Annotated in this window: 12 protein-coding genes and 1 tRNA gene; 10 read left to right on the top strand and 3 right to left on the bottom strand. The window is 60.9% G+C overall.

Annotated features, from left to right (window positions below; translation table 11 throughout):
* The first annotated feature begins 33 nt into the window (after window positions 1-33).
* Window positions 34-1,986 (top strand): acetoacetate--CoA ligase, encoded by a 1,953-nt coding sequence (locus tag ATY75_RS15865; RefSeq protein WP_088938301.1) that lies wholly within the window; start codon window positions 34-36, stop codon window positions 1,984-1,986.
* A 212-nt stretch (window positions 1,987-2,198) separates the two neighbouring features.
* On the opposite strand, the gene ATY75_RS15860 is transcribed toward ATY75_RS15865, so the two are convergent.
* Complete coding sequence (locus tag ATY75_RS15860; protein WP_088938300.1) at window positions 2,199-6,065, bottom strand: PAS domain-containing sensor histidine kinase; 3,867 nt, start codon at window positions 6,063-6,065, stop codon at window positions 2,199-2,201.
* A 214-nt stretch (window positions 6,066-6,279) separates the two neighbouring features.
* Here ATY75_RS15860 and ATY75_RS15855 point away from each other — a divergent pair, with 214 nt between their 5' ends.
* The 5 genes from ATY75_RS15855 to ATY75_RS34620 all read left to right on the top strand — a co-directional run bounded on the left by ATY75_RS15855 (window position 6,280) and on the right by ATY75_RS34620 (window position 14,970).
* The gene (locus ATY75_RS15855) at window positions 6,280-6,729 is read left to right on the top strand and encodes a phasin (protein WP_049733034.1); all 450 of its coding nucleotides are present in this window, start codon (window positions 6,280-6,282) and stop codon (window positions 6,727-6,729) included.
* Window positions 6,730-6,859: 130 nt separating this feature from the next.
* Window positions 6,860-6,936 (top strand) — tRNA-His (locus tag ATY75_RS15850).
* A 678-nt stretch (window positions 6,937-7,614) separates the two neighbouring features.
* Complete coding sequence (locus ATY75_RS15845; protein WP_088938299.1) at window positions 7,615-14,199, top strand: M10 family metallopeptidase C-terminal domain-containing protein; 6,585 nt, start codon at window positions 7,615-7,617, stop codon at window positions 14,197-14,199.
* 114 nt (window positions 14,200-14,313) lie between these two features.
* The gene (locus ATY75_RS15840; protein ID WP_065092099.1) at window positions 14,314-14,751 is read left to right on the top strand and encodes a DUF4174 domain-containing protein; all 438 of its coding nucleotides are present in this window, start codon (window positions 14,314-14,316) and stop codon (window positions 14,749-14,751) included.
* A 48-nt stretch (window positions 14,752-14,799) separates the two neighbouring features.
* Complete coding sequence (locus ATY75_RS34620; protein WP_088938298.1) at window positions 14,800-14,970, top strand: hypothetical protein; 171 nt, start codon at window positions 14,800-14,802, stop codon at window positions 14,968-14,970.
* Window positions 14,971-15,072: 102 nt separating this feature from the next.
* Here ATY75_RS34620 and ATY75_RS15830 read toward each other — a convergent pair whose 3' ends face one another.
* Window positions 15,073-15,954: a LysR family transcriptional regulator gene (locus tag ATY75_RS15830; RefSeq protein ID WP_088938297.1), complete on the bottom strand. Its 882-nt coding sequence runs from the start codon at window positions 15,952-15,954 to the stop codon at window positions 15,073-15,075.
* Window positions 15,951-16,265: a putative quinol monooxygenase gene (locus tag ATY75_RS15825; protein ID WP_088938296.1), complete on the bottom strand. Its 315-nt coding sequence runs from the start codon at window positions 16,263-16,265 to the stop codon at window positions 15,951-15,953. The genes ATY75_RS15830 and ATY75_RS15825 overlap by 4 nt, the downstream gene beginning before the upstream one ends.
* A 179-nt stretch (window positions 16,266-16,444) precedes the next feature.
* Here ATY75_RS15825 and ATY75_RS15820 point away from each other — a divergent pair, with 179 nt between their 5' ends.
* The 4 genes from ATY75_RS15820 (at window position 16,445) to rirA (ending at window position 20,811) form a co-directional block, all read left to right on the top strand.
* Entirely contained in the window at window positions 16,445-17,941 is a 1,497-nt protein-coding gene (locus ATY75_RS15820; RefSeq protein ID WP_088938295.1) for a CoA-acylating methylmalonate-semialdehyde dehydrogenase, read from the top strand.
* Window positions 17,942-18,096: 155 nt separating this feature from the next.
* On the top strand, window positions 18,097-19,179 hold the full coding sequence (locus tag ATY75_RS15815) for a DUF898 family protein (RefSeq protein ID WP_088938294.1): 1,083 nt from the start codon (window positions 18,097-18,099) through the stop codon (window positions 19,177-19,179).
* Window positions 19,169-20,218, top strand: a complete 1,050-nt coding sequence (locus ATY75_RS15810; protein WP_088938293.1) for a M48 family metallopeptidase — start codon at window positions 19,169-19,171, stop codon at window positions 20,216-20,218. Before ATY75_RS15815 ends, ATY75_RS15810 begins: the two co-directional genes overlap by 11 nt.
* Window positions 20,219-20,328: 110 nt before the next feature.
* Window positions 20,329-20,811: an iron-responsive transcriptional regulator RirA gene (gene rirA, locus ATY75_RS15805; protein WP_065092105.1), complete on the top strand. Its 483-nt coding sequence runs from the start codon at window positions 20,329-20,331 to the stop codon at window positions 20,809-20,811.
* Window positions 20,812-21,055: the final 244 nt, after the last annotated feature.

The raw sequence follows: 21,055 nt of genomic DNA, 5'->3' as shown, positions 1-21,055 counted from the left end.
TGATATAAAGGCGGCATTGGGGAGGAGGATTGAATGCAGGATAACAGACCACTTTGGGTGCCCTCGGCGGACGCCGTTGCAACAAGCCCGATCCATGCCTTCATGGCGCGCTGCAACGCCGATTTCGGGCTTTCGCTTTCCGGCTTTGATGATCTGCATGCCTGGTCGGTCGCCGAGCGGGAGAAGTTCTGGTCGGCCGTCTGGGATTTCTGCGGTGTGAAGGGAGAGCGCGGCGCTGAGGTGCTGATCGACGGCGACCGCATGCTGGAAGCCCGCTTCTTTCCCGAGGCGACGCTGAACTTCGCCGAGAACCTGCTCTCGGGGCGCGGCGAGGCCGACGCCATCATCTTCCGCGGCGAGGACAAGGCCGCGGACCGCTGGTCGTGGGACCGGCTGCGGGCGCTGGTCTCTAAGCTGCAGCAGGCCTTCAAGGCGCAGGGCATCGGTAAGGGCGACCGTATTGCCGCGATGATGCCGAACATGCCGGAGACCGTTGCCGCCATGCTGGCCGCTGCCTCGCTCGGCGCCATCTGGTCGTCCTGCTCTCCCGATTTCGGCGAGCAGGGCGTGCTCGACCGCTTCGGCCAGATCGGCCCGAAGCTGTTCATCGCCTGCGATGCCTATTGGTATTCCGGCAAGCTGCAGGATGTCGGCGCCAAGGTCGCCACGGTCGCAAAGAGCCTGGGCGTGCCGACGATCGTCATCCACTATGCCGGCGATGCCGAGGCGGTCGCGCGCGCAACGCCCGGCGCTTCGACGCTGGAAGCCTTCGTCGCGTCCTATCAGGCAAGAGACGTCGAGTTCACGCCGCTCGCCTTTGCCCATCCGCTCTACATCCTGTTTTCTTCAGGCACGACGGGCGTGCCCAAATGCATCGTGCATTCGGCCGGCGGCACGTTATTGCAGCATCTCAAGGAGCAGCGGCTGCATTGCGGTCTGCAGGCGGGCGAGAAGCTGTTCTACTTCACCACCTGCGGCTGGATGATGTGGAACTGGCTCGTCAGCGGCCTTGCCAGCGGCGCCACGCTCTGCCTGTTCGACGGATCGCCCTTTGCCCCGGACGGTAATGTGCTGTTCGATTATGCCGCGGCCGAGAATTTCGCGATCTTCGGCACCTCGGCCAAATATATCGATGCGGTGCGCAAGAGCGGGCTCACGCCGCGTGCAAGCCACGATCTTTCCAGCCTGCGGCTGATGACCTCCACCGGCTCGCCGCTGTCGCCCGAGGGCTTCAGCTTCGTCTATGAGGGCATCAAGGAAGACGTGCAGCTTGCCTCGATCTCCGGCGGCACCGATATCGTCTCCTGCTTCGTGCTCGGCAATCCGCTGCAGCCGGTCTGGCGCGGCGAGATCCAGGGAGCCGGTCTCGGCCTTGCGGTCGACGTCTGGAACGACGACGGTAAGCCGGTGCGCGGCGAGAAGGGGGAACTGGTCTGCACCAAGGCCTTTCCGTCGATGCCGGTGATGTTCTGGAACGATCCCGACGGCGCCAAATATCGCGCCGCCTATTTCGACCGCTTCGACAATGTATGGTGCCACGGCGATTTTGCCGAATGGACCGAGCATGGCGGCCTGATCATCCACGGCCGTTCGGATGCGACGCTCAATCCCGGCGGCGTGCGCATCGGCACCGCCGAGATCTACAACCAGGTGGAACAGATGGCGGAGGTGGCGGAGGCGCTGTGTATCGGCCAGGAGTGGGACGATGACGTGCGTGTCATCCTCTTCGTCCGGCTTGCCGCCGGCGTGACGCTGAGCGAGGATCTGATCAAGGCGATCAAGACGCGCATTCGCACCGGCGCCTCGCCGCGGCATGTGCCGGCGAAGATCATCGCGGTCGCCGATATCCCCCGCACCAAATCCGGCAAGATCGTCGAGCTTGCGGTGCGCGAGGTCGTTCACAACAGGCCGGTGAAAAACCAGGAAGCGCTCGCCAATCCAGAGGCGTTGCAGCTCTTTGCCGGATTGGAGGAACTCAAGGATTGATAGCGGATCGGAAGTGACGAGCTTTTGGCACGGATCGATGCACTGTCATGGAAACCTTTCGTTAAGAAAGGTTTGTCAAATGTAAAAGCCAACTTGGGGGCCGTATATGAACGAGGCGGCCTGGAGCCTTCCGGCTTTCGATGATGGTGATCGACTGAGCTCTTGTTGAACAGCACCAAATTCAAGGCAGCCTCGGCTGCCTTTTTTTATGCTCAACCGGCCAGTACGCGCTGCGAGGGGAAGGTGATCTCGACCAGCGTGCCCTCGTTCGGCGCGGAATTGATCGAGAACACGGCTCGGTTGGCATCGACCATCGCCTTGGTCAGCGGCAGGCCGAGCCCGGTGCCGTCGCCGCGATGGCGCGATTGGGTCGAGGAGACCTGCCGGAACGGCTTCATCGCCTGGTCGAGTTCGCTGCGCGTCATGCCGATGCCGGTGTCGCGCACCCTCAGCACGACGCTGCCATTCGCCTCATAGGAGGTGGAAACGACGATCTGTCCGCCGGATGGCGTGAAGCGGATGGCGTTCGACAGGATGTTCAAAGCAATCTGCTTGATCGAGCGCAGATCCGCCACGACCTCCGGCACCGCATGCGACAGCGCCGTGCGGATGATGACGCGCTGGCCGTTTGCCTGCGGCTGCACCAGGGCTACCGCCTCGGAGACCGCTTCGTTGAGGCCGACGGCGGCAAAATCGAGATCCATCTCGCCCGCCTCGATCTTCGAAATGTCGAGCAGGTCGTTGACGATATCCAGCACATGGCGGCCGGAGCGGCCGATATCGTTGGCATATTCGATATAGCGGGGATGGCCGATCGGACCGAAGCGCTCGCCCGCCATCATGTCGGAAAAGCCGATAATGGCGTTGAGCGGCGTGCGGATCTCGTGGCTAACGCGGGCGAGGAAATCGGTCTTGTGGGCGTTGGCGGTTTCGGCCGCGCCCTTGGCGTTGCGCAACTCGTCCTCGGTGCGCTTCCATTGGGTGATGTCACGGATGACGGCGCAATAGCCGTTGGAGGAGGTGAGCTGGCCCATTGTCATGAACAGCGGCACGAAGCCGCCGGCGGCCTCGCGGCCGATCACTTCGCGCCCGTCGTTCAAGACACTGGCGACGCCATGGCCGGAGAGGCCGTGGAGATAGTCGAGCACCGCCTTCTGGCTTTCATGGGCAAACAGCATGACGAAGGGTTTGCCGCGCGTTTCCTGCTCGTCGTAATTGAACAGTGCGCTCGCCGACCGGTTCATCGAGCGGATGTCGCCCTCGGTGCCGATGACGACGACGCCGTCGGTCGCCGTTTCCAGGATCGAGCGCAGTTCTTCCACTTCGACCTGAAGCTTGGCGACCTTCTCGACCATGCGCTCGGGGCGGGCTTCGGACCGGCTGCTTTCCTTGCCTTCCACCGGCATCAGCGCCAGCATCAATGCGTTGGCGTCTTCCCAGCGCACCGATTGCAGCCGCGCCGTCACCGGAACCAGGCTGTCGTCGGCCTTGACCAGCATCATGGTGCCGGAACCCGCTGCCTTTTCCTCAAGCTCGCGGCGCTGCAGCAGGGCTTCGATGCCGCCGACTTCGCGCAATGCGTCGAGCGAGGTGTAGCCCGTCAGCCGCATGAATTCCGGATTGGCATGGATCAGCGCATCGCCGACATGGATGAGCACGGCAACCGGCAGCTGGTCGACCGTTCCCAGCGAAAGCCCGTCGGTCATCTTGACGCGCGGCGGGATGAAGCTCGTCAGCACCTCGATCTGGCTGACCGTCTCCTCCAGCCCTTCCGTCGCCTCGTCTTCGTCCACGACATCAGCATCCTCGGCGTCGTCGTCGCGTTGCGCGTCGGCAGCACTCTCGAAAATCGCTTCCTGCGGCGTGATCTCCTCAAGCGAAGGCACGTTCGCCTCGTCGGCAACGGGCGTTTCGGCCTCGAACTCTTCGGCCACGGAAGCCTCTTCGAAACTGGCCGGTTCGGTAACAGTGGGTTCTATGCGTGCCGGCGCGGCAGCTTCTTCCTTGCTGGCGCCGAAGGCTTCGAGACGCTTGGCGATCTCGCGGAAATTGGCCTGCTCGGCGGCCGTCAGTCCGGCGCCGCTGTTGTGGAGCTGAACGATCTTGTCGGAGAAACGGCGATTGGGCGTTTCGGCAATGCGAAGCGCCGGTGGCTCGTTCGAAGGTTCCGCTGCCGGCTTGTCGCCGGCCTCGGCGCGATCTTCCGCTTTTTCCGTAGCGCTTGGCTGGAAAAGCGGCTCGCCTGACTCCGGCTCGCCTGACTCCGGCTCGATGGGCGCCTGCTCGGCGGCAATCTCCTCAGGCGCCGGCTCCGTCTCCAGCCGCGGCTCGCTTACCGCAAGCGCCTCGTCCTCGACCTCATCGGTCAGGGTGGGCTCGCTCGCGACATCCTCCTGCACTGCCGGCACATCGTGGACCGCGTCGGCGACCGTCTCGGGCACCGGGCCGAGGCTTGCCGCATCATGGCCGACCCCATCCGGGCCGAGCGTCAGACCGAGCGCCAGCGGATCTTCCTGCGCATCGGAAAGCCGGACGACACCGAAGCCGCGGAAACCGTCGAAGTCGCGGTTGCGGGTATAGGTCGGCAGCGCCGCCAGATCGACCGGCACGACGAGGCTGGTGCCTTCGACCGGCCAGAGGATGGTTTTGCCCGACCATGTGTCGCGCCGCGCGAGCGCCTCGGCAAGCTTGCCGTCGGGATCGAGATTGAAGAGGGCGGCGACATCGCCGAAGGCGGAACCGATAATCTCGGATGCATGCGGACCGACGGCCTCGGCAAATTCGTGGCTGACCTCGGTGAACCGGCCCTCGGCATCGATCTTCCAGACAAAGCGCGTGGCGCGGCTGTTGGGCTTGAAGACGAAGCCGGGCGCAGCTGCAAGCTCAGGCGCAGGGGAGGCGCGGTGGGCCACGGGCGGTACGACGACGGGCTCTTCATATATTGCTGCCGGCGCCTCTTCGACAGGCGCGTCGGCGGCCTCGACACGCGGTTCGGTCGTCGTCGCCGATTCCACCGTCTGCGTGAGGGAGGTCAGGTCGTCTTCGATGATTGCGGCAGGCGCATGGGCCTCATCCGCGCGGCTGTCGATCACGCCGCCGTCGCTCTCCGGCTCGGCCTGTCCAGCGAAACCGGTTTCGTCGGCCACCTGGTCTGCGGATGCCGCTGCCGTCTCCGCCGCAAGTTCGGTTTCGCCGGTGATGTCCTCGAGCGTTTCCTCGACGTCCTCGATCCCGGAGACCGCGTCGATGATTTCGGTAAAGCCTGTGTCGGCAACCGGCTCGTCGCGGAAGTCTTCGGCCGGGGACACGGCGTCTTCATTCGAGGGCGCGTCAATCAAGTCGAGCCCAGGCGCATCGAGGGGGGGCGTATCGATCGGATCGGACGCGGCTGCGTCGATCGGGTCGAGATGGCCGATCGCCGTCTCCACGGCAAAGAGCAGGTTGAGCGCCGGCTCGTCGCTGAGCTTGCCGACGGCTGCCGGAAGATTGCCTCTGCCGGTCGCAACGGGTCGCTTCACCAGCCGGTCGGGATGCGCGCCGGCAAGATTGATCAAGGTCTTTGCCGTCTGCTGGGAGATGCCGAGCGAGGCAAAGCCCGGCGAGGCGGCGATGACGTCGCCATCGGCGCCGATCACGGCCATATGGGTGTCGGGATCATCGAGCCCCTGCAGCATCTGGGCGGCCGAGGCGCCTGACGTCAGCGGCTTTGCCGAGACCGGCACCGAAAACAGCATGGCCTTTTCGCCCGAGGAAAGCCGGATCAGTTCGGCCGCCGCCTGCACCTGCACACGCTGGAAGCCCTTGGCGACGCGGATCATCAGGCTTCTGTAGTCGCCGATATCGCCAAGCTGGCGTGCGGCCGTTTCCAACTGGCGGAAGGTGATGTCGGTGCGGTCGACGCCCTGATCAAGCAGATCATAGACGGCCGCATGGCCGAAAAGTTCGGCGCCCGCACCATTTGCCCAGAGCAGGCGGGCGAGATCGGCCGAAAACAGCACCATCGCCTCACCGCGCGAAAAGCGTTCCCGCACGCGTGCATGCACGGCGATATCGATGAACGGATATTGGACTGCGGGCATGATCGAACCTTGTCGCTGTCGGCCTTCTTAAATTAACGGCTTATTAATAACTGCGGGGCGCATGCGGGTCCAGAAGAGCAGGGGGTTTTCGGCCGGCAAGGTTAACGTCTTGTGCATCGCACAATAATTGTTGCAATGCACAATGAAATGTCTTATATAAGCGTCATCCCAACTATTGCAGGCAGCGACTGCCTCAGCCCAAAGGATGCGACCCATGGCTACCATAAAGACCGACGACGTTTTTTCAATCGCTTCTTTCGACCCGTCCAAGTTCGCGGAATCCTTCCGTGATTTCGCCGAAAAGGGCGCCCAGCAGTCGAAGGACGCCTATGCCAAGCTGAAGACCGCTGGCGAAGAAGCCGGCAAGACCCTCGAAGCCACCGTCCAGACGGCACAGGCCGGCAGCGTCGAGCTCGGCCTCAAGGCGATCGACATCCTGCGCGTCAATTCCGAGAACTCGCTGTCGCACTTCGAAGCGCTGCTCGGCGTCAAGTCTGCCGCCGAATTCTTCGAACTGCAGACCGCCTTCATCCGCAAGCAGGCCGAGCTCACCGTCGAGCAGGCGAAGTCGATCCAGGAAACCACCAAGCAGGTTGCCGAAAAGCTCGCAAAGCCCTCCAAGGACGCCGCCGAAAAGGCCATGGCTTCTTTCAAGGTTGCCTGATCGGTCTAGATCGATCGAAGACAAAAGGCTGGACCTCGCGTCCAGCCTTTTTGTATATTGACGAGGAATGGGGCTTGAATTCATCGCCAAGTCCTCGTATGTGACCCCCATCGCGCCCGGCGCGGTTTATGCGGTTGTAGCTCAGTTGGTTAGAGCGCAGGTTTGTGGCACCTGAGGTCGGAGGTTCGAGACCCCCCAACCGTACCATCTCCCCACGTAGGATCGCTTTCGAGCAAGTCGTTTTCGGCTAACGTTATTTCGAACGAATTGTCACTGCAGATGCTGAAGTAGTGTGCAAACCGCAAGCTTTTGGAAGCGCGGCGCCCTCAAGAGCTCGACGCTCTGACCGCGAATTGCTGCTTATTTGCCGCATCAAATCGAACATTTGGAATGGCACAACCGCCCATATGGTGCGATAGCGCCATCTGAGCTACATGTGCAGCAAATAGCACCAAGGTCCGCAATTGCGACGATCCGCCACTCGATCCAACAAGAATCCCCTACGCCAGCATGTCGCGGAAGATGCGAACAGCGAAGCCTACCTCGCCCCAAGAGAGGCGGAGATAGCTTTCGGAGCGTCGAAACATGCGGAGCCGATATCGCCGAACCTGAGACTTACTAAATTTCAGCACATCAATGTAACGTCAATTTAAGTGCCGTCATGCCAGCAATTGCGGAAGTTGGAACGGGCAGAACGCAGGATCCTGGAATATGTCTTGTAGCCCTTGAAAGAGGTTGCGGAGGAAGCGTTTCATAAGCGGTGGTTGCCAAGATCAAAAACATTCCTGAACAGAAATGAAGCTTTTAGTTGAATTTTCCCCTTTTATGAAGCAGAGGGAAATTGGTGTTAGGCGCGGCCGAGTGGAATAGGCAAACGGGGATTTTATGACGGACCTTATTACTCCGACGAAGAGCGTCAACACGACTGGCGATGCGAAAGTTGACGGGCTCTTCAGCGGCACCGCCTGGGACGGAACGATAACCTATGCGTTTCCTACCACCTCGTCATCGTATGTCGATGATGGCGTCAATATATACTATGAAAAGTACTATTCTTTCACTCCAATATCCTCGCAGCAGCAGTCTCACGCCTTGTTCTTTATGGAGCAATCCTACGGGAGTGCGGCAAATGACGGCTTCTCCGTCGAGGGGTTCACGAACGCCAACTTTGAGGCCGGAAGCGCGAATACCGCAACGGTGCGCTTCGCTCAAACGTCGGATCCCTATCTGGATACGGCGGGAGCCTATTTCCCAGCCGCCGACGGGCGGGGTGGGGATATCTGGTTCGGGACGGGATATGCTGGCACCGAAGCTGATTATCGCTTCCCGAGGTTCGGCAACTATGCGGGCCAAACCTTGGCGCACGAGCTGGGTCACGCGCTCGGGCTGAAACATGCTCACGAAGGGGGAACGGTCGTTCCAAGCGCCTTCGACTCGCTCGAATACACGATCATGACCTACCACACATTTATCGGAGACGATGAGAGTGGGGCCAAGTATGAGCAAAATGGCGCCCCACAAACCTTCATGATGCTCGACATCGCCGCCCTGCAGGAAATGTATGGTGCGGACTATACGACGAACAGTGGCGATACCGTCTACAAGTGGAATCCGAACCAGGGCATCACCTATGTCAATGGGGTGGCGGCCATTACGCCCGCTGCCAACAGGGTTTTCGCAACAATCTGGGACGGCGGCGGTATCGATACCTATGATTTGAGCGCTTATACCACCGCCCTCAAGATCGACTTGCATGCAGGGGGGTATTCGGTCTTCTCCCAGGGTCAGTTGGCCTATCTGGGCGGCGGGCCGAATGATGGCTATGCCCGCGGCAACATTTTCAACGCCCTTCTTTATCACGACAATGTCGCGTCGTTGATTGAGAACGTTTGGGCCGGCTCCGCCAACGATACCATTGTCGGCAACGAGGCGGACAATACACTCTGGGGCAATGCCGGAAACGATACCCTTACTGGCGACTCCGGCAATGACACGCTCGACGGCGGTGCCGGAAACGACAAGATGTCGGGCGGGGCGGGTGACGACGTCTACATCGCCGACAACGGCAATGATGCTGTCATTGAGAATGCCAATGAGGGGACGGACACGGTCCGGACGACGGTTTGGAGTTATACACTCGGCGCCAACGTCGAAAACCTGACCTATATCGGCACCGGCACGTTCGCCGGTGGTGGCAATGCGGCGGACAATGTGATCACCGGCGGGACGGGGTCTGATCGGCTGGATGGGAAGGCCGGTGCCGACACGCTGATCGGTGGTGCGGGCGACGATCAATATACTGTCGATAGTCTCAACGATGTTGTGATCGAGGCCGCCGGCGGCGGCGTTGACACGATCTGGACCGATCTTAACACTTATTCGCTGGCGGGGATCGCCAATGTCGAGAACCTATCCTTCTCAAGCGGCGGCAATTCTACCGGCACCGGCAACAGCCTCGACAATATAATCAAGGGTGGGACAGGCAACGACACGCTCTCTGGTGGGGTAGGCAACGATACTCTGATCGGTGGCTTGGGAACTGACACGCTCATCGGTGGGACTGGCAACGATACTTATGTCGTTTGGGATAACAGCGACACTATCATCGAAAACGTCGACGAGGGGATCGATACGGTTCAGACGACAATGGCGGCCTACACATTGGCAGCCAATGTCGAGTACCTCATCTACAGCTGGATTGGGGCGTTTGCGGGCACGGGCAACAATCTCGACAACACGATCACGGGTGGCGCTGCCAGCGATACGCTCTCCGGCGGCGCCGGCAATGACACGCTGGATGGCGGGGCAGGCGCGGACAGCCTGTTCGGTGGTGCCGGTAACGACACTTACATCGTCGACAATGCCGGCGACCTCGTCACCGAAGCCGCCGACGCAGGGATCGATACGGTTCGCACGACACTGGCAAGCTATACGCTCGGTAGCAATGTCGAGAACCTCACCTATAGCGGCACGGCAGCCTTTGCCGGGACCGGCAATAGCCTCGCCAACACGATCAAGGGCGGGGCAGGTGCCGACACCCTGGACGGAAAAGCCGGAGCAGACATATTGATCGGCGCAGCCGGCGACGACACCTATTTTGTCGATAACGTTGCCGACGTCGTCACTGAACGGCCGAATGAAGGAGCCGATCTGACCAAGACGACGCTTTCTTCCTATGCCTTGACCAATAATGTTGAAAGCCTGACCTTCATTGGCACCGGCGATTTCGCTGGGACTGGAAATGGTCTCGCCAATACGATCACCGGCGGTGCCGGCAACGACACACTTGACGGCGGCGTCGGCAACGACACGCTGAACGGTGGCGCCGGCAACGACATACTTGACGGCGGCGCCGGCAACGACAGGCTGGCAGGCGGCGGCGGCGACGACGTCTATATCGTCGACAGTGCGAGCGACGTGATCACCGAACTGGTCAGCGCCGGCACCGATGAAATCCGCACGGCGCTTGCAGCCTACTCGATCGCCGCACTGGTCAATGTCGAGAACCTGACCTACACGGGATCCGCCAACTTCACCGGCACCGGCAATGCGCTTGCCAACACGATCACCGGCGACGCCGGCAATGACACGCTTGATGGCGGGGCAGGTGCGGACAGCCTGATCGGTGGTGAGGGCGACGACACCTACATCGTCGACAATGCCGGCGACAGCGTCACCGAAGCCGCCGATGAGGGGGTCGATACGGTTCGCACGGCATTGGCGACCTATACGCTTGGCAGCGATGTCGAGAACCTCACCTATACCGGCACGGCAGCCTTTACCGGGACCGGCAACAGCCTCGCCAACATGATCAAGGGCGGGGCAGGTGCCGACACCCTGGACGGAAAGGCCGGCGCGGACATACTGATCGGCGCAGCCGGCGACGACACCTATATCGTCGATAACGTTGGCGACGTGGTCACCGAAGCCGCCAATCAAGGCACCGATCTGATCAGGACGGCGCTTTCTGTCTATGCGCTGACCAATATCGCCAATGTCGAAAACCTAACGTTCATCGGCACCGGCGATTTTAGCGGCACCGGCAATGCGCTTGCCAACAAGATCACCGGCGGCGCCGGCAACGATCTTCTGGACGGTGGCGCCGGCAACGACACGCTTGACGGCGGCGCCGGCGACGACATCTATGTGGTCGACAGTGCGAGCGACGTGATCAAGGACAGCGCCGGCACCGACGAAATCCGCACGGCGCTTGCAGCCTACTCGATCGCCGCCTTGGTCAGTGTCGAGAACCTGACCTACACGGGATCGGCCAACTTCACCGGCACCGGCAATGCGCTGGCCAACACGATCACCGGCGGTATCGGCAACGACACGCTGAACGGCGGGGCCGGTGCGGACAGCTTGATCGGCGGGGCGGGTGGCGACGCCTATGTCGTCGACAATGCCGGCGACCTTGTCAGCGAAGCGGCCGATGCAGGGATCGACACGATTTGGACGACATTGGCCGCCTACACTCTAGGGGCCAATGTCGAGAACCTCACCTACTTCGGTACGGCAGCCTTTGCCGGAACAGGCAATGATCTCGACAACATGATCACCGGTGGCGCTGCCGCCGATACGCTGTCCGGCGGTCTTGGCAACGATGTGCTGAATGGTGGACTTGGGGCCGATCGTTTGATTGGCGGTACGGGCGACGACATCTATATCGTCGACCATGCCGGCGACCTCGTCACCGAGGCTGCCAATGAGGGGATCGACACGGTTCGCACGACATTGGCGAGCTATACGCTCGGCAGCAATGTCGAGCACCTCACCTACATCGGCACGGCAGCCTTTGTCGGGATAGGCAATAGCCTCGACAACACGATCACGGGTGGCGCTGCCAGCGATACGCTTTCCGGCGGCGACGGCAATGATACGCTGAATGGCGGAGCCGGGGCCGATCGTTTGATCGGCGGGACGGGCGACGACACCTATGTCGTCGACAATGCCGGCGACCTCGTCACCGAGGCGGCCGATGCGGGGACCGACACGGTTCGCACGGCGCTGGCAGGCTATACGCTCGGCAACAATGTCGAGAACCTGACCTATACGGGAACCGCCAGCTTCAGCGGCGCCGGCAATGCGCTCGCCAACACGATCACCGGCGGCGCCGGCAATGATGTGCTGAATGGCGGGGCAGGTGCGGATATCTTGATCGGTGGTGCGGGCAACGACACCTATATCGTCGATAATGCCGGCGACATCGTCACTGAAGCTGCCAATGAGGGGATCGACACGGTTCGCACGAACCTGGCGAGCTATACGCTAGCCGGCAATGTCGAGAACCTGAGCTTTGCCGGCACAGGGACTTTCGCTGGTACCGGTAACAATCTCGACAACACGATCACGGGTGGGGCTGCCAGCGATACGCTTTCCGGCGGCGCCGGCAACGACACGCTTGATGGCGGGGTGGGTGCGGACAGCCTGATCGGTGGTGAGGGCGACGACACCTACATCGTCGACAATGCCGGCGACAGCGTCACCGAAGCCGCCGATGAGGGGGTCGATACGGTTCGCACGGCATTGGCGACCTATACGCTTGGCAGCGATGTCGAGAACCTCACCTATACCGGCACGGCAGCCTTTACCGGGACCGGCAACAGCCTCGCCAACATGATCAAGGGCGGGGCAGGTGCCGACACCCTGGACGGAAAGGCCGGCGCGGACATACTGATCGGCGCAGCCGGCGACGACACCTATATCGTCGATAACGTTGGCGACGTGGTCACCGAAGCCGCCAATCAAGGCACCGATCTGATCAGGACGGCGCTTTCTGTCTATGCGCTGACCAATATCGCCAATGTCGAAAACCTAACGTTCATCGGCACCGGCGATTTTAGCGGCACCGGCAATGCGCTTGCCAACAAGATCACCGGCGGCGCCGGCAACGATCTTCTGGACGGTGGCGCCGGCAACGACACGCTTGACGGCGGCGCCGGCGACGACATCTATGTGGTCGACAGTGCGAGCGACGTGATCAAGGACAGCGCCGGCACCGACGAAATCCGCACGGCGCTTGCAGCCTACTCGATCGCCGCCTTGGTCAGTGTCGAGAACCTGACCTACACGGGATCGGCCAACTTCACCGGCACCGGCAATGCGCTGGCCAACACGATCACCGGCGGTATCGGCAACGACACGCTGAACGGCGGGGCCGGTGCGGACAGCTTGATCGGCGGGGCGGGTGGCGACGCCTATGTCGTCGACAATGCCGGCGACCTTGTCAGCGAAGCGGCCGATGCAGGGATCGACACGATTTGGACGACATTGGCCGCCTACACTCTAGGGGCCAATGTCGAGAACCTCACCTACTTCGGTACGGCAGCCTTTGCCGGAACAGGCAATGATCTCGACAACATGATCACCGGTGGCGCTGCCGCCGATACGCTGTCCGGCGGTCTTGGCAACGATGTGCTGAATGGTGGACTTGGGGCCGATCGTTTGATTGGCGGTACGGGCGACGACATCTATATCGTCGACCATGCCGGCGACCTCGTCACCGAGGCTGCCAATGAGGGGATCGACACGGTTCGCACGACATTGGCGAGCTATACGCTCGGCAGCAATGTCGAGCACCTCACCTACATCGGCACGGCAGCCTTTGCCGGAACCGGAAATCTGCTCGACAACATTATCACAGGTGGGGTTGGCGCTGACACCCTCACGGGGGCTGCGGGCAACGACACCCTGATCGGCGGGACTGGCGCCGACAAGATGTTGGGTGGGATAGGCGACGACGTCTACGTCGTCGATATTGCGACTGACATCGTGATCGAGAATGTGAACGAGGGGACGGATACGGTCCGGACGGCGCTTGCAAGCTATACGCTCGGCAACAATGTCGAGAACCTGACCTATACGGGAACCGCCAGCTTCAGCGGCACCGGCAATGCGCTCGCCAACACGATCACCGGCGGCGCCGGCAACGACACGCTGAATGGCGGGGCTGGCGCTGATACGTTGATCGGCGGAGCCGGCAACGACACCTACATCGTCGACCATGCCGGCGACCTCGTCACCGAAGCCGCCGATAAGGGGATCGACACGGTTCGAACGAACCTGGCGAGTTATGCGCTTGCCGACAATGTCGAGAACCTGAGCTTTGTCGGCACTGGGGCCTTTGCCGGAACAGGGAATGCGCTGAACAACGTTATCGTCGGCGGCAGTGGTTCCAATACGCTAACCGGTGGCGCCGGAAACGATACCCTCACTGGTGGAGTAGCAGCCGACGTCTTCATTTATTTGACGAACTGGGGCCATGATACGATCACAAACTTCCTGGCAACCGGCTCCGCACATGACGTGATCTCAATCGATCACAGCATTTTCGCCGACTGGGAATCGCTTTTTGCGGCAACCGAGCAATCCGGGAATGATACAATTATCACTGCCGATTCCGACAACACCATAACGTTGCAGAACGTTGCTCTTTCAAGCCTTCAGTCTTGGGACTTCCTGTTTGCATAATTTTTTGCTCGGACTCGCGGCACGTTTCTGCCACGAGTCCGAGACTGGGATCCTATCGATTGGATGGAACCCATGCCGTCTCGGGCCGTTCTCCAAGTTGACTGGAGAATATGCATGTCGAAAACCCTTCTCTACGGCGCGACCAAAGTCGACGAGACGAACAGCGCCTATGCGCCGGTCGAAAGCCTCGCCCCATTCCAGTGGAAGAACCGCGTCTTCATCGTTTTTGCCGACAAGGACAATGCCCGCGCGGCCCGGCAGGAAAATCAGCTTTTGGCCGACCGCTCAGCCCTCGACGAGCGTGATCTGGTGGTACTCAAAATCTCAGGCGCAGCTGTCCGACCGCTCTTCGGTGCGGCGGACGGTCTTGACGGCGAGGCGATCCGCCGGGATCTCGAAGCGTCTGAGATTGGGGAATTCGCAGCCTTCCTTGTCGGCAAGGACGGCACGGTGAAGCTCAAGGTCAGCGAGCCGATCACCGATGGCGAGCTTTTCGCCATTATCGACAGCATGCCGATGCGCGCTGCCGAATCGCTGAAGCCGGACAAGTAACCCCGGCCCAGCGTCAGTTCAATCCAGCATCATGAAAGGGAGGCGGTCATGTCCGTGCCCAACGAACCCATTCCCGATCAGCCGCCGATGCCGGCGCCCGGCTGGAAACCGGTGCCGCCGATCACGGAACCCGAGCCGGACAGGCTGCCTGACGAGGTGCCTGTTCCCAACCCGGATGAGAATGACGAGCCGGCAAGGCACGTTCGCTCTAGAGCATGATGCCGAAAAGTGTGAACGGTTTTCGGACGACATCATGCTCTAACTCTTTAATTGAGAACAGGATTCAGATTTTAGGCCAACCGGGCCTAAAAACATCCTGTTCTAAAGAAAGATCTGCCGCTCGGCGCTGACGAGTTCCTGGAGGAAATCGACGACACTCCTGACGCGCACGAGGTCGCGCGCCGTTTCGTGATAGGTCGTCCAGTAGGCGCGCCGGATCGAGATATCGGGCAGGATGCGCTGGAGTTCGGGATATTGCCGGGCGATATAATCGTGCAGAATGCCGATGCCGGCGCCTGAACGTACCGCTTCCGTCTGGCCGATCGCCGTCGAAATCTCGAAGCCCGCATCCCAGCTTCGCATCACCTCGCCGGAGAAATTCAGCGAGGCGGTGAAGATCAGGTCTTCGACATAACCGATGCGCGGATGCGCCTTCAACGCCTCGATATCGCCGGGCGTGCCTTGGGAGATGAGATAGTCGCGCGAGGCATAGAGCCCGAGTGTATAGTCGGTGAGCTTGGAGGAAACGAGCCGGCCCTGTTCGGGCCGCTCCAGCGTGATGGCGATATCCGCCTCGCGCTGCGACAGCGAGAAGGAGCGCGGCACAGGGACAAGCTGGATCTTCAGCGCCGGATGACGCTCGATCAGCCGGCCTATGCGCGGCGCCAGAAAGGAAACGCCGAACCCGTCAGGCGCGCCGACGCGCACCGTCCCGGCGATCGCCGTATCGGTATGGCCGAGGCTGGCCTGGGCTGCGAGCATTTCCGTTTCCATCCGCTCGGCGGACGCCAGGAACACTTCGCCTTCGGCCGTCAGCTCGCAACCATTGGTGCGGCGGATGAAAAGCCGTGTTTTCAGCGCCTCCTCAAGCGAGGTCAGCCGGCGCGAGAGCGTAGCGTGGTTGAGCCCCAGCCGCTTCGAAGCGGCAAGGATCTGCCCGGTGCGGGCGACGGCGAGGAAAATCCGGACGTCGTCCCAGTTCATGGCTTGGCCCGCATTGCGATCGGATCGACGTCAAGAAGCGTCAGCGATGTCACCATGCCGGCCGTCTCGGTCTTGTATTTGAGGAAATGCGGTGTCCGCAAATGAGCCTCGTATGCCTCCTGGTCGGCATAGACCTCGAGAACACGGATCCGGTTCGGAGCGTCCCGGATGGAAACAGCACTCAGAGAAAGGACGCCGATTTCCAGCCTGACGGATGCCTCGATTTCTTCCTGGAGCAAGGCGCGATAGGCGTCGAGCCTATCCGGATCGATCTCGAGCTCCGCCATTCTGACGATGGGTTTGCTGCTCATCGGTTTGACCCCCTTGAGATTTGACTTGTCCGCGTGCCGTTCCAAGTTTGGGAGCAACAGTAGTGCCCGATGTCCTGGCAGCGCTATAATTTACGCACAACGGTTACTTATATCAGCGCATTGATTTGTGCAAATTGAAGTGCGATTATTCGCCATCCCAAAAACAGGAGGAGCATCCCATGCGTGAGATTGGTCATTTCATCGGCGGCAAGCAGGTCGCCGGCACCAGCGGCCGCACGAGCAACGTCTACAATCCGGCAACCGGCGAAGTGCAGGCGACCGTCGCGCTCGCAAGCGTCGAGGAACTGCGCGCCGCCGTCGAAAACGCCAAGTCTGCGCAGCCGAAATGGGCTGCCACCAACCCGCAGCGCCGCGCCCGCGTCTTCTTCAAGTTCGTTGAACTCCTGAACAAGCACATGGACGAGCTTGCCGAAATGCTCTCCAAGGAGCACGGCAAGACGATCGAGGATGCCAAGGGCGACGTCATCCGCGGCCTCGAAGTCTGCGAATTCGTCTGCGGCATCCCGCATCTCGCCAAGGGTGAGTTCACCGAGGGCGCAGGCCCGGCGATCGACATGTATTCGATCCGCCAGCCGGTCGGCATCGGCGCCGGCATCACGCCTTTCAACTTCCCTGGCATGATCCCGATGTGGATGTTCGCGCCGGCGATTGCCTGCGGCAATGCCTTCATCCTGAAGCCCTCCGAGCGCGATCCCTCCCTGCCGATCCGCCTTGCCGAACTGATGATCGAAGCCGGACTGCCCGCCGGCATCCTCAACGTTGTCAATGGCGACAAGGGTGCCGTCGACGCGATCCTCACCGATCCTGATATCGGTGCCGTCTCCTTCGTCGGCTCGACGCCGATCGCCCGTTACGTCTACGGGACGGCAGCGATGAACGGCAAGCGCGCCCAGTGCTTCGGCGGCGCCAAGAACCACATGATCATCATGCCCGACGCCGACATGGACCAGGCCGTCAACGCGCTGATGGGCGCGGGCTACGGATCGGCCGGCGAGCGCTGCATGGCGATCTCGGTTGCCGTACCGGTCGGCGAGGACACCGCCAACCGCCTCGTCGAAAAGCTGATCCCGAAGATCGAATCGCTGCGCATCGGCCCCTATACCGACGACCAGGCCGACATGGGCCCGCTCGTCACTAAGGACGCCTATACCCGAGTTCGCGGTCTTATCGACCGCGGCGTCGAGGAAGGCGCCAAGCTGCTCGTCGACGGCCGCGATTTCAAGCTCCAGGGCTATGAAGACGGCTATTTCGTCGGCGGCTGCCTGTTCGACCACGTGACACCCGAGATGGATATCTACAAGACCGAGATCTTCGGGCCCGTCCTCTCCGTCGTTCGCGCCCAGAATTACGAAGAAGCGCTGTCGCTGCCGATGAAGCACGAATACGGCAACGGCGTTGCGATCTACACCCGTGACGGCGATGCCGCCCGCGATTTCGCCTCGCGCATCAATATCGGCATGATCGGCATCAACGTTCCGATCCCGGTTCCGCTCGCCTACCACTCCTTCGGCGGCTGGAAGGCCTCAAGCTTCGGCGACCTCAACCAGCACGGCACGGACTCGATCAAGTTCTGGACGAAGACCAAGACCGTCACCGCCCGCTGGCCCTCCGGCATCAAGAGCGGCGCTGAATTCGTTATGCCGACGATGAAATGATTTTCACGACAGATCGATTTGCAATTCGGGGGCCTTTCGGCCCCCGTTTTCGATTTAAGGTTGTTGATTTCTTCGCTCTTTGCTTTTCTGTTGCTGCGCCCGACACGTGATTCTCATTATGGTCTGTTGGGCAATGTGCTGGGGAAACAAAGATCATGGATAACAAAGTGTCCGCGGGCGCCGCGGCAAATGCGTACGAGCGTGCCCGGTTTACCGGAACAGCATCGGAATATTTCGGCATCTGGATCGTCAATGTCCTTTTGACGATCGTAACGCTCGGCATCTACTCAGCCTGGGCGAAGGTGCGGCGTAATCGCTATTTCTACGGCAACACCGTCCTGCTCGGCCGTGGTTTCGAATATCACGCGAGCGGCAAGCAGATTCTCATCGGCCGCCTCATCGTCTTCGCCTTCCTTGTGGTGGCCAACATTCTGGCGGCGATCCATCCGCTGTTCTCGCTGGTGACCACGATCGTTGTCCTCATCGCCCTTCCCTGGCTGATCGTTAGAGGCCTTCGCTTCAATGCCCGCGTGACCAGCTACCGCAACGTGCGATTTGATTTCACCGGCACCGCTGGCGGCGCATTCGTCTGCGTGATGCTTGGAAGCCTCGTCGCTTTCCTGTCGCTGGGACTGCTTGCGCCCTTGGCCAGCCGCTGGCTCAACCGCTATGTTTTCAACAATCTCCGCTACGGCAATCGGCCGTTCGAGACCGATCCCAAGATCGGCGCGCTCTACCGCGCCCTTCTCATCCCGGCCCTGATGGTCGTGCTGGGCCTGGTGGTTCTCGCCGGGTTAGTCGCGATCGCGGTTGTCGGGATGCAGGCCAATGACCCCGGCGCATTCGAGCATGATGTCGCTATGTTAATGATAGTGTCGGGAATGTATCTTGTCGTTTTCGGCCTCATCATCGTCTACGGCCTTGCAGGCCTCATCTATCGGGCGGCCGTCCATAACATCGTCTGGTCGTCGACCCGCATCGACGGCCGGCATCTCTTGCGCAGTGATCTTTCCCGTGCGCGCTATGCCTGGATCGCTATATCGAACGTCGTGGTGACGATGCTTACCTTCGGCTTGATGCGCCCCTGGGCGGCGGTCCGGCTGGCGCGTTATGTCGCCGAGCATACGGCGATCCGCATCGAAGGCGAAATCGGCGAGGTCTTTACGCAGTTTCAAACGACTGGCGCCGCCATCGGTGCGGAATATATGAGCATGGAAGGGATCGATTTTGGTTTCTGACGCAGAAATCATAGCGAGAGGGGAATGGTATCCGCCGCACTCGAGCGGCGCTGTGCCCGCGCGCCTGCTGTCGCGCGGCGGCCGCCTGGTCGCCGTGACCGAAGAAGCGGCCATTCTTTCCGACGGCGATGTTGGACAAGTCTCCTTCACGCCGCGTGTCGGCTCGATCCCGCGGCGCGCGGTCTTTACCGACGGCTCCGTCTTCGAGAGCAGCGAGAATGATGCCATCGATGCCTTTCTTCGCGGCGGCGGCAGAAGCGGCTGGGTACATCGGCTGGAGGAATTTCATCCCCGCATCTTCGTCTTCGCGATCGCGGTCGTTTTGCTCGCGGTCGGAATCTATCGTTACGCGCTGCCGGCGCTCGTCGAAGTCGCCGTCTTCGTGACGCCGCCTGTTGTTTCCGAGGCGATGTCCTATAGCGCTCTCAACACGCTCGACAGCACGGCGCTGTCCGCCAGCCAGTTGGACGAAGCCCGGCAGGCCGAAATCGCCGCTCGCTTCCGCCAGGTCGCTGCCAATGCCGAAGGCGGCGCCGGCCGTTATGTGCTGAATTTCCGCGATGGCGGCTTGATCGGTCCCAATGCTTTCGCGCTTCCCGACGGCAATATCGTCATCACCGACCAGCTGGTGGAACTGGCGGGCGGCGACGACGAGATGATAACCGGCGTTCTCGCTCATGAGATCGGCCATGTCGAATACAAGCACAGCCTCCGGCAGCTTTATCGCGCCGCAGGCGTCGCCGGCCTCGTCATGCTGATTGCCGGCGATGTCGGCTCTGGAGTTGAGGATATCCTGACGCAGGGCGGCGGCCTCCTGGCATTGTCCTATTCACGCAGTGCAGAGGCGGAGGCCGATCGGCGCTCGGTGGAACTGATGCGCAAGGCCGGCATGGATCCTGTTGCGATCGCCCGTTTTTTCGATGTCCTGGAAGCCAAGCTCGGCGATCATTCCCACACCAGCATGCTCTCCACCCATCCGGGCAGCCCTGAGCGCAAGCAGGCAGTTCTGGAGTATGACCGGATCCTGCGGCAGGATTGACGACGCGGCATTTGGCCTCATAAGCTGAATGCGAATTTCATATTTTGGAATTGTTCAAAACTACCAAACCGCCTATATAGGTCTGAACAGGCACGAGTCAGGAGAATGGCATGCGGTTGACGAAGCAGACCAACTATGCGGTTCGCATGTTGATGTATTGTGCTGCCAACGACGGGCACTTGAGCCGGATTCCGGAAATCGCCAAGGCTTATGGCGTCTCCGAGCTCTTTCTTTTCAAGATCCTCCAGCCGCTGAACAAGGCGGGCCTGGTCGAAACCGTGCGCGGTCGCAATGGCGGCGTGCGGCTCGGCAAGCCGGCCGCCGACATCACGCTCTTCGACGTCGTCAGGGTGACGGAAGACAGTTTTGCCATGGCCGAATGTTTCGAGGATGACGGCATGGTCGAATGCCCGCTGGTCGATAGCTGCGGCCTGAATTCGGCGCTGCGCAAGGCGCTGAACGCCTTCTTCGCCGTGCTTTCCGAATATTCGATCGACGACCTCGTCAAGGCGCGTCCGCAGATCAATTTCCTTCTCGGAATTACCGGCGAGCAGCCTTATCGCAAACCCGAAATCGTTGCGCCCGCCGCCTGAATCTAAAGAGCAGGACAGACTTGTAAAACCGCGGTTGCCCCGGCAATCGCGGTTTTGTTTTGTCGCCTCTCGCCGGCACCGCAAGAGATAAATCTCTTCAGCGTGCACGCGAATCCGATCAGCCGCGGCACGTTTAAGGGGCGCAATTATCCAAAATACGACGAAATTCCGGACATTTTTATCCGAATCTGTCCGAATGAGGCCGATTTTTGACTGAAAATTTCTAAAATTGTCCAACTGGAAA

This window comes from Rhizobium sp. N122 (genome assembly GCF_002211295.1).
GTDB lineage: Bacteria > Pseudomonadota > Alphaproteobacteria > Rhizobiales > Rhizobiaceae > Rhizobium.
The sequence above is the reverse complement of the archived record's forward strand: the minus strand, read 5'-3'. Positions and strand labels throughout refer to the sequence as shown.

Coding starts and splice junctions, on each gene's coding strand:
- ATY75_RS15830 (WP_088938297.1), bottom strand. CDS start 15,954: ATGAACTGGGACGACGTCCGGATTTTCCTCGCCGTCGCCCGCACCGGG.
- ATY75_RS15840 (WP_065092099.1), top strand. CDS start 14,314: ATGTCGAAAACCCTTCTCTACGGCGCGACCAAAGTCGACGAGACGAAC.
- ATY75_RS15820 (WP_088938295.1), top strand. CDS start 16,445: ATGCGTGAGATTGGTCATTTCATCGGCGGCAAGCAGGTCGCCGGCACC.
- ATY75_RS15860 (WP_088938300.1), bottom strand. CDS start 6,065: ATGCCCGCAGTCCAATATCCGTTCATCGATATCGCCGTGCATGCACGC.
- ATY75_RS15865 (WP_088938301.1), top strand. CDS start 34: ATGCAGGATAACAGACCACTTTGGGTGCCCTCGGCGGACGCCGTTGCA.
- ATY75_RS15825 (WP_088938296.1), bottom strand. CDS start 16,265: ATGAGCAGCAAACCCATCGTCAGAATGGCGGAGCTCGAGATCGATCCG.
- ATY75_RS15855 (WP_049733034.1), top strand. CDS start 6,280: ATGGCTACCATAAAGACCGACGACGTTTTTTCAATCGCTTCTTTCGAC.
- ATY75_RS15815 (WP_088938294.1), top strand. CDS start 18,097: ATGGATAACAAAGTGTCCGCGGGCGCCGCGGCAAATGCGTACGAGCGT.
- rirA (WP_065092105.1), top strand. CDS start 20,329: ATGCGGTTGACGAAGCAGACCAACTATGCGGTTCGCATGTTGATGTAT.
- ATY75_RS34620 (WP_088938298.1), top strand. CDS start 14,800: ATGTCCGTGCCCAACGAACCCATTCCCGATCAGCCGCCGATGCCGGCG.
- ATY75_RS15845 (WP_088938299.1), top strand. CDS start 7,615: ATGACGGACCTTATTACTCCGACGAAGAGCGTCAACACGACTGGCGAT.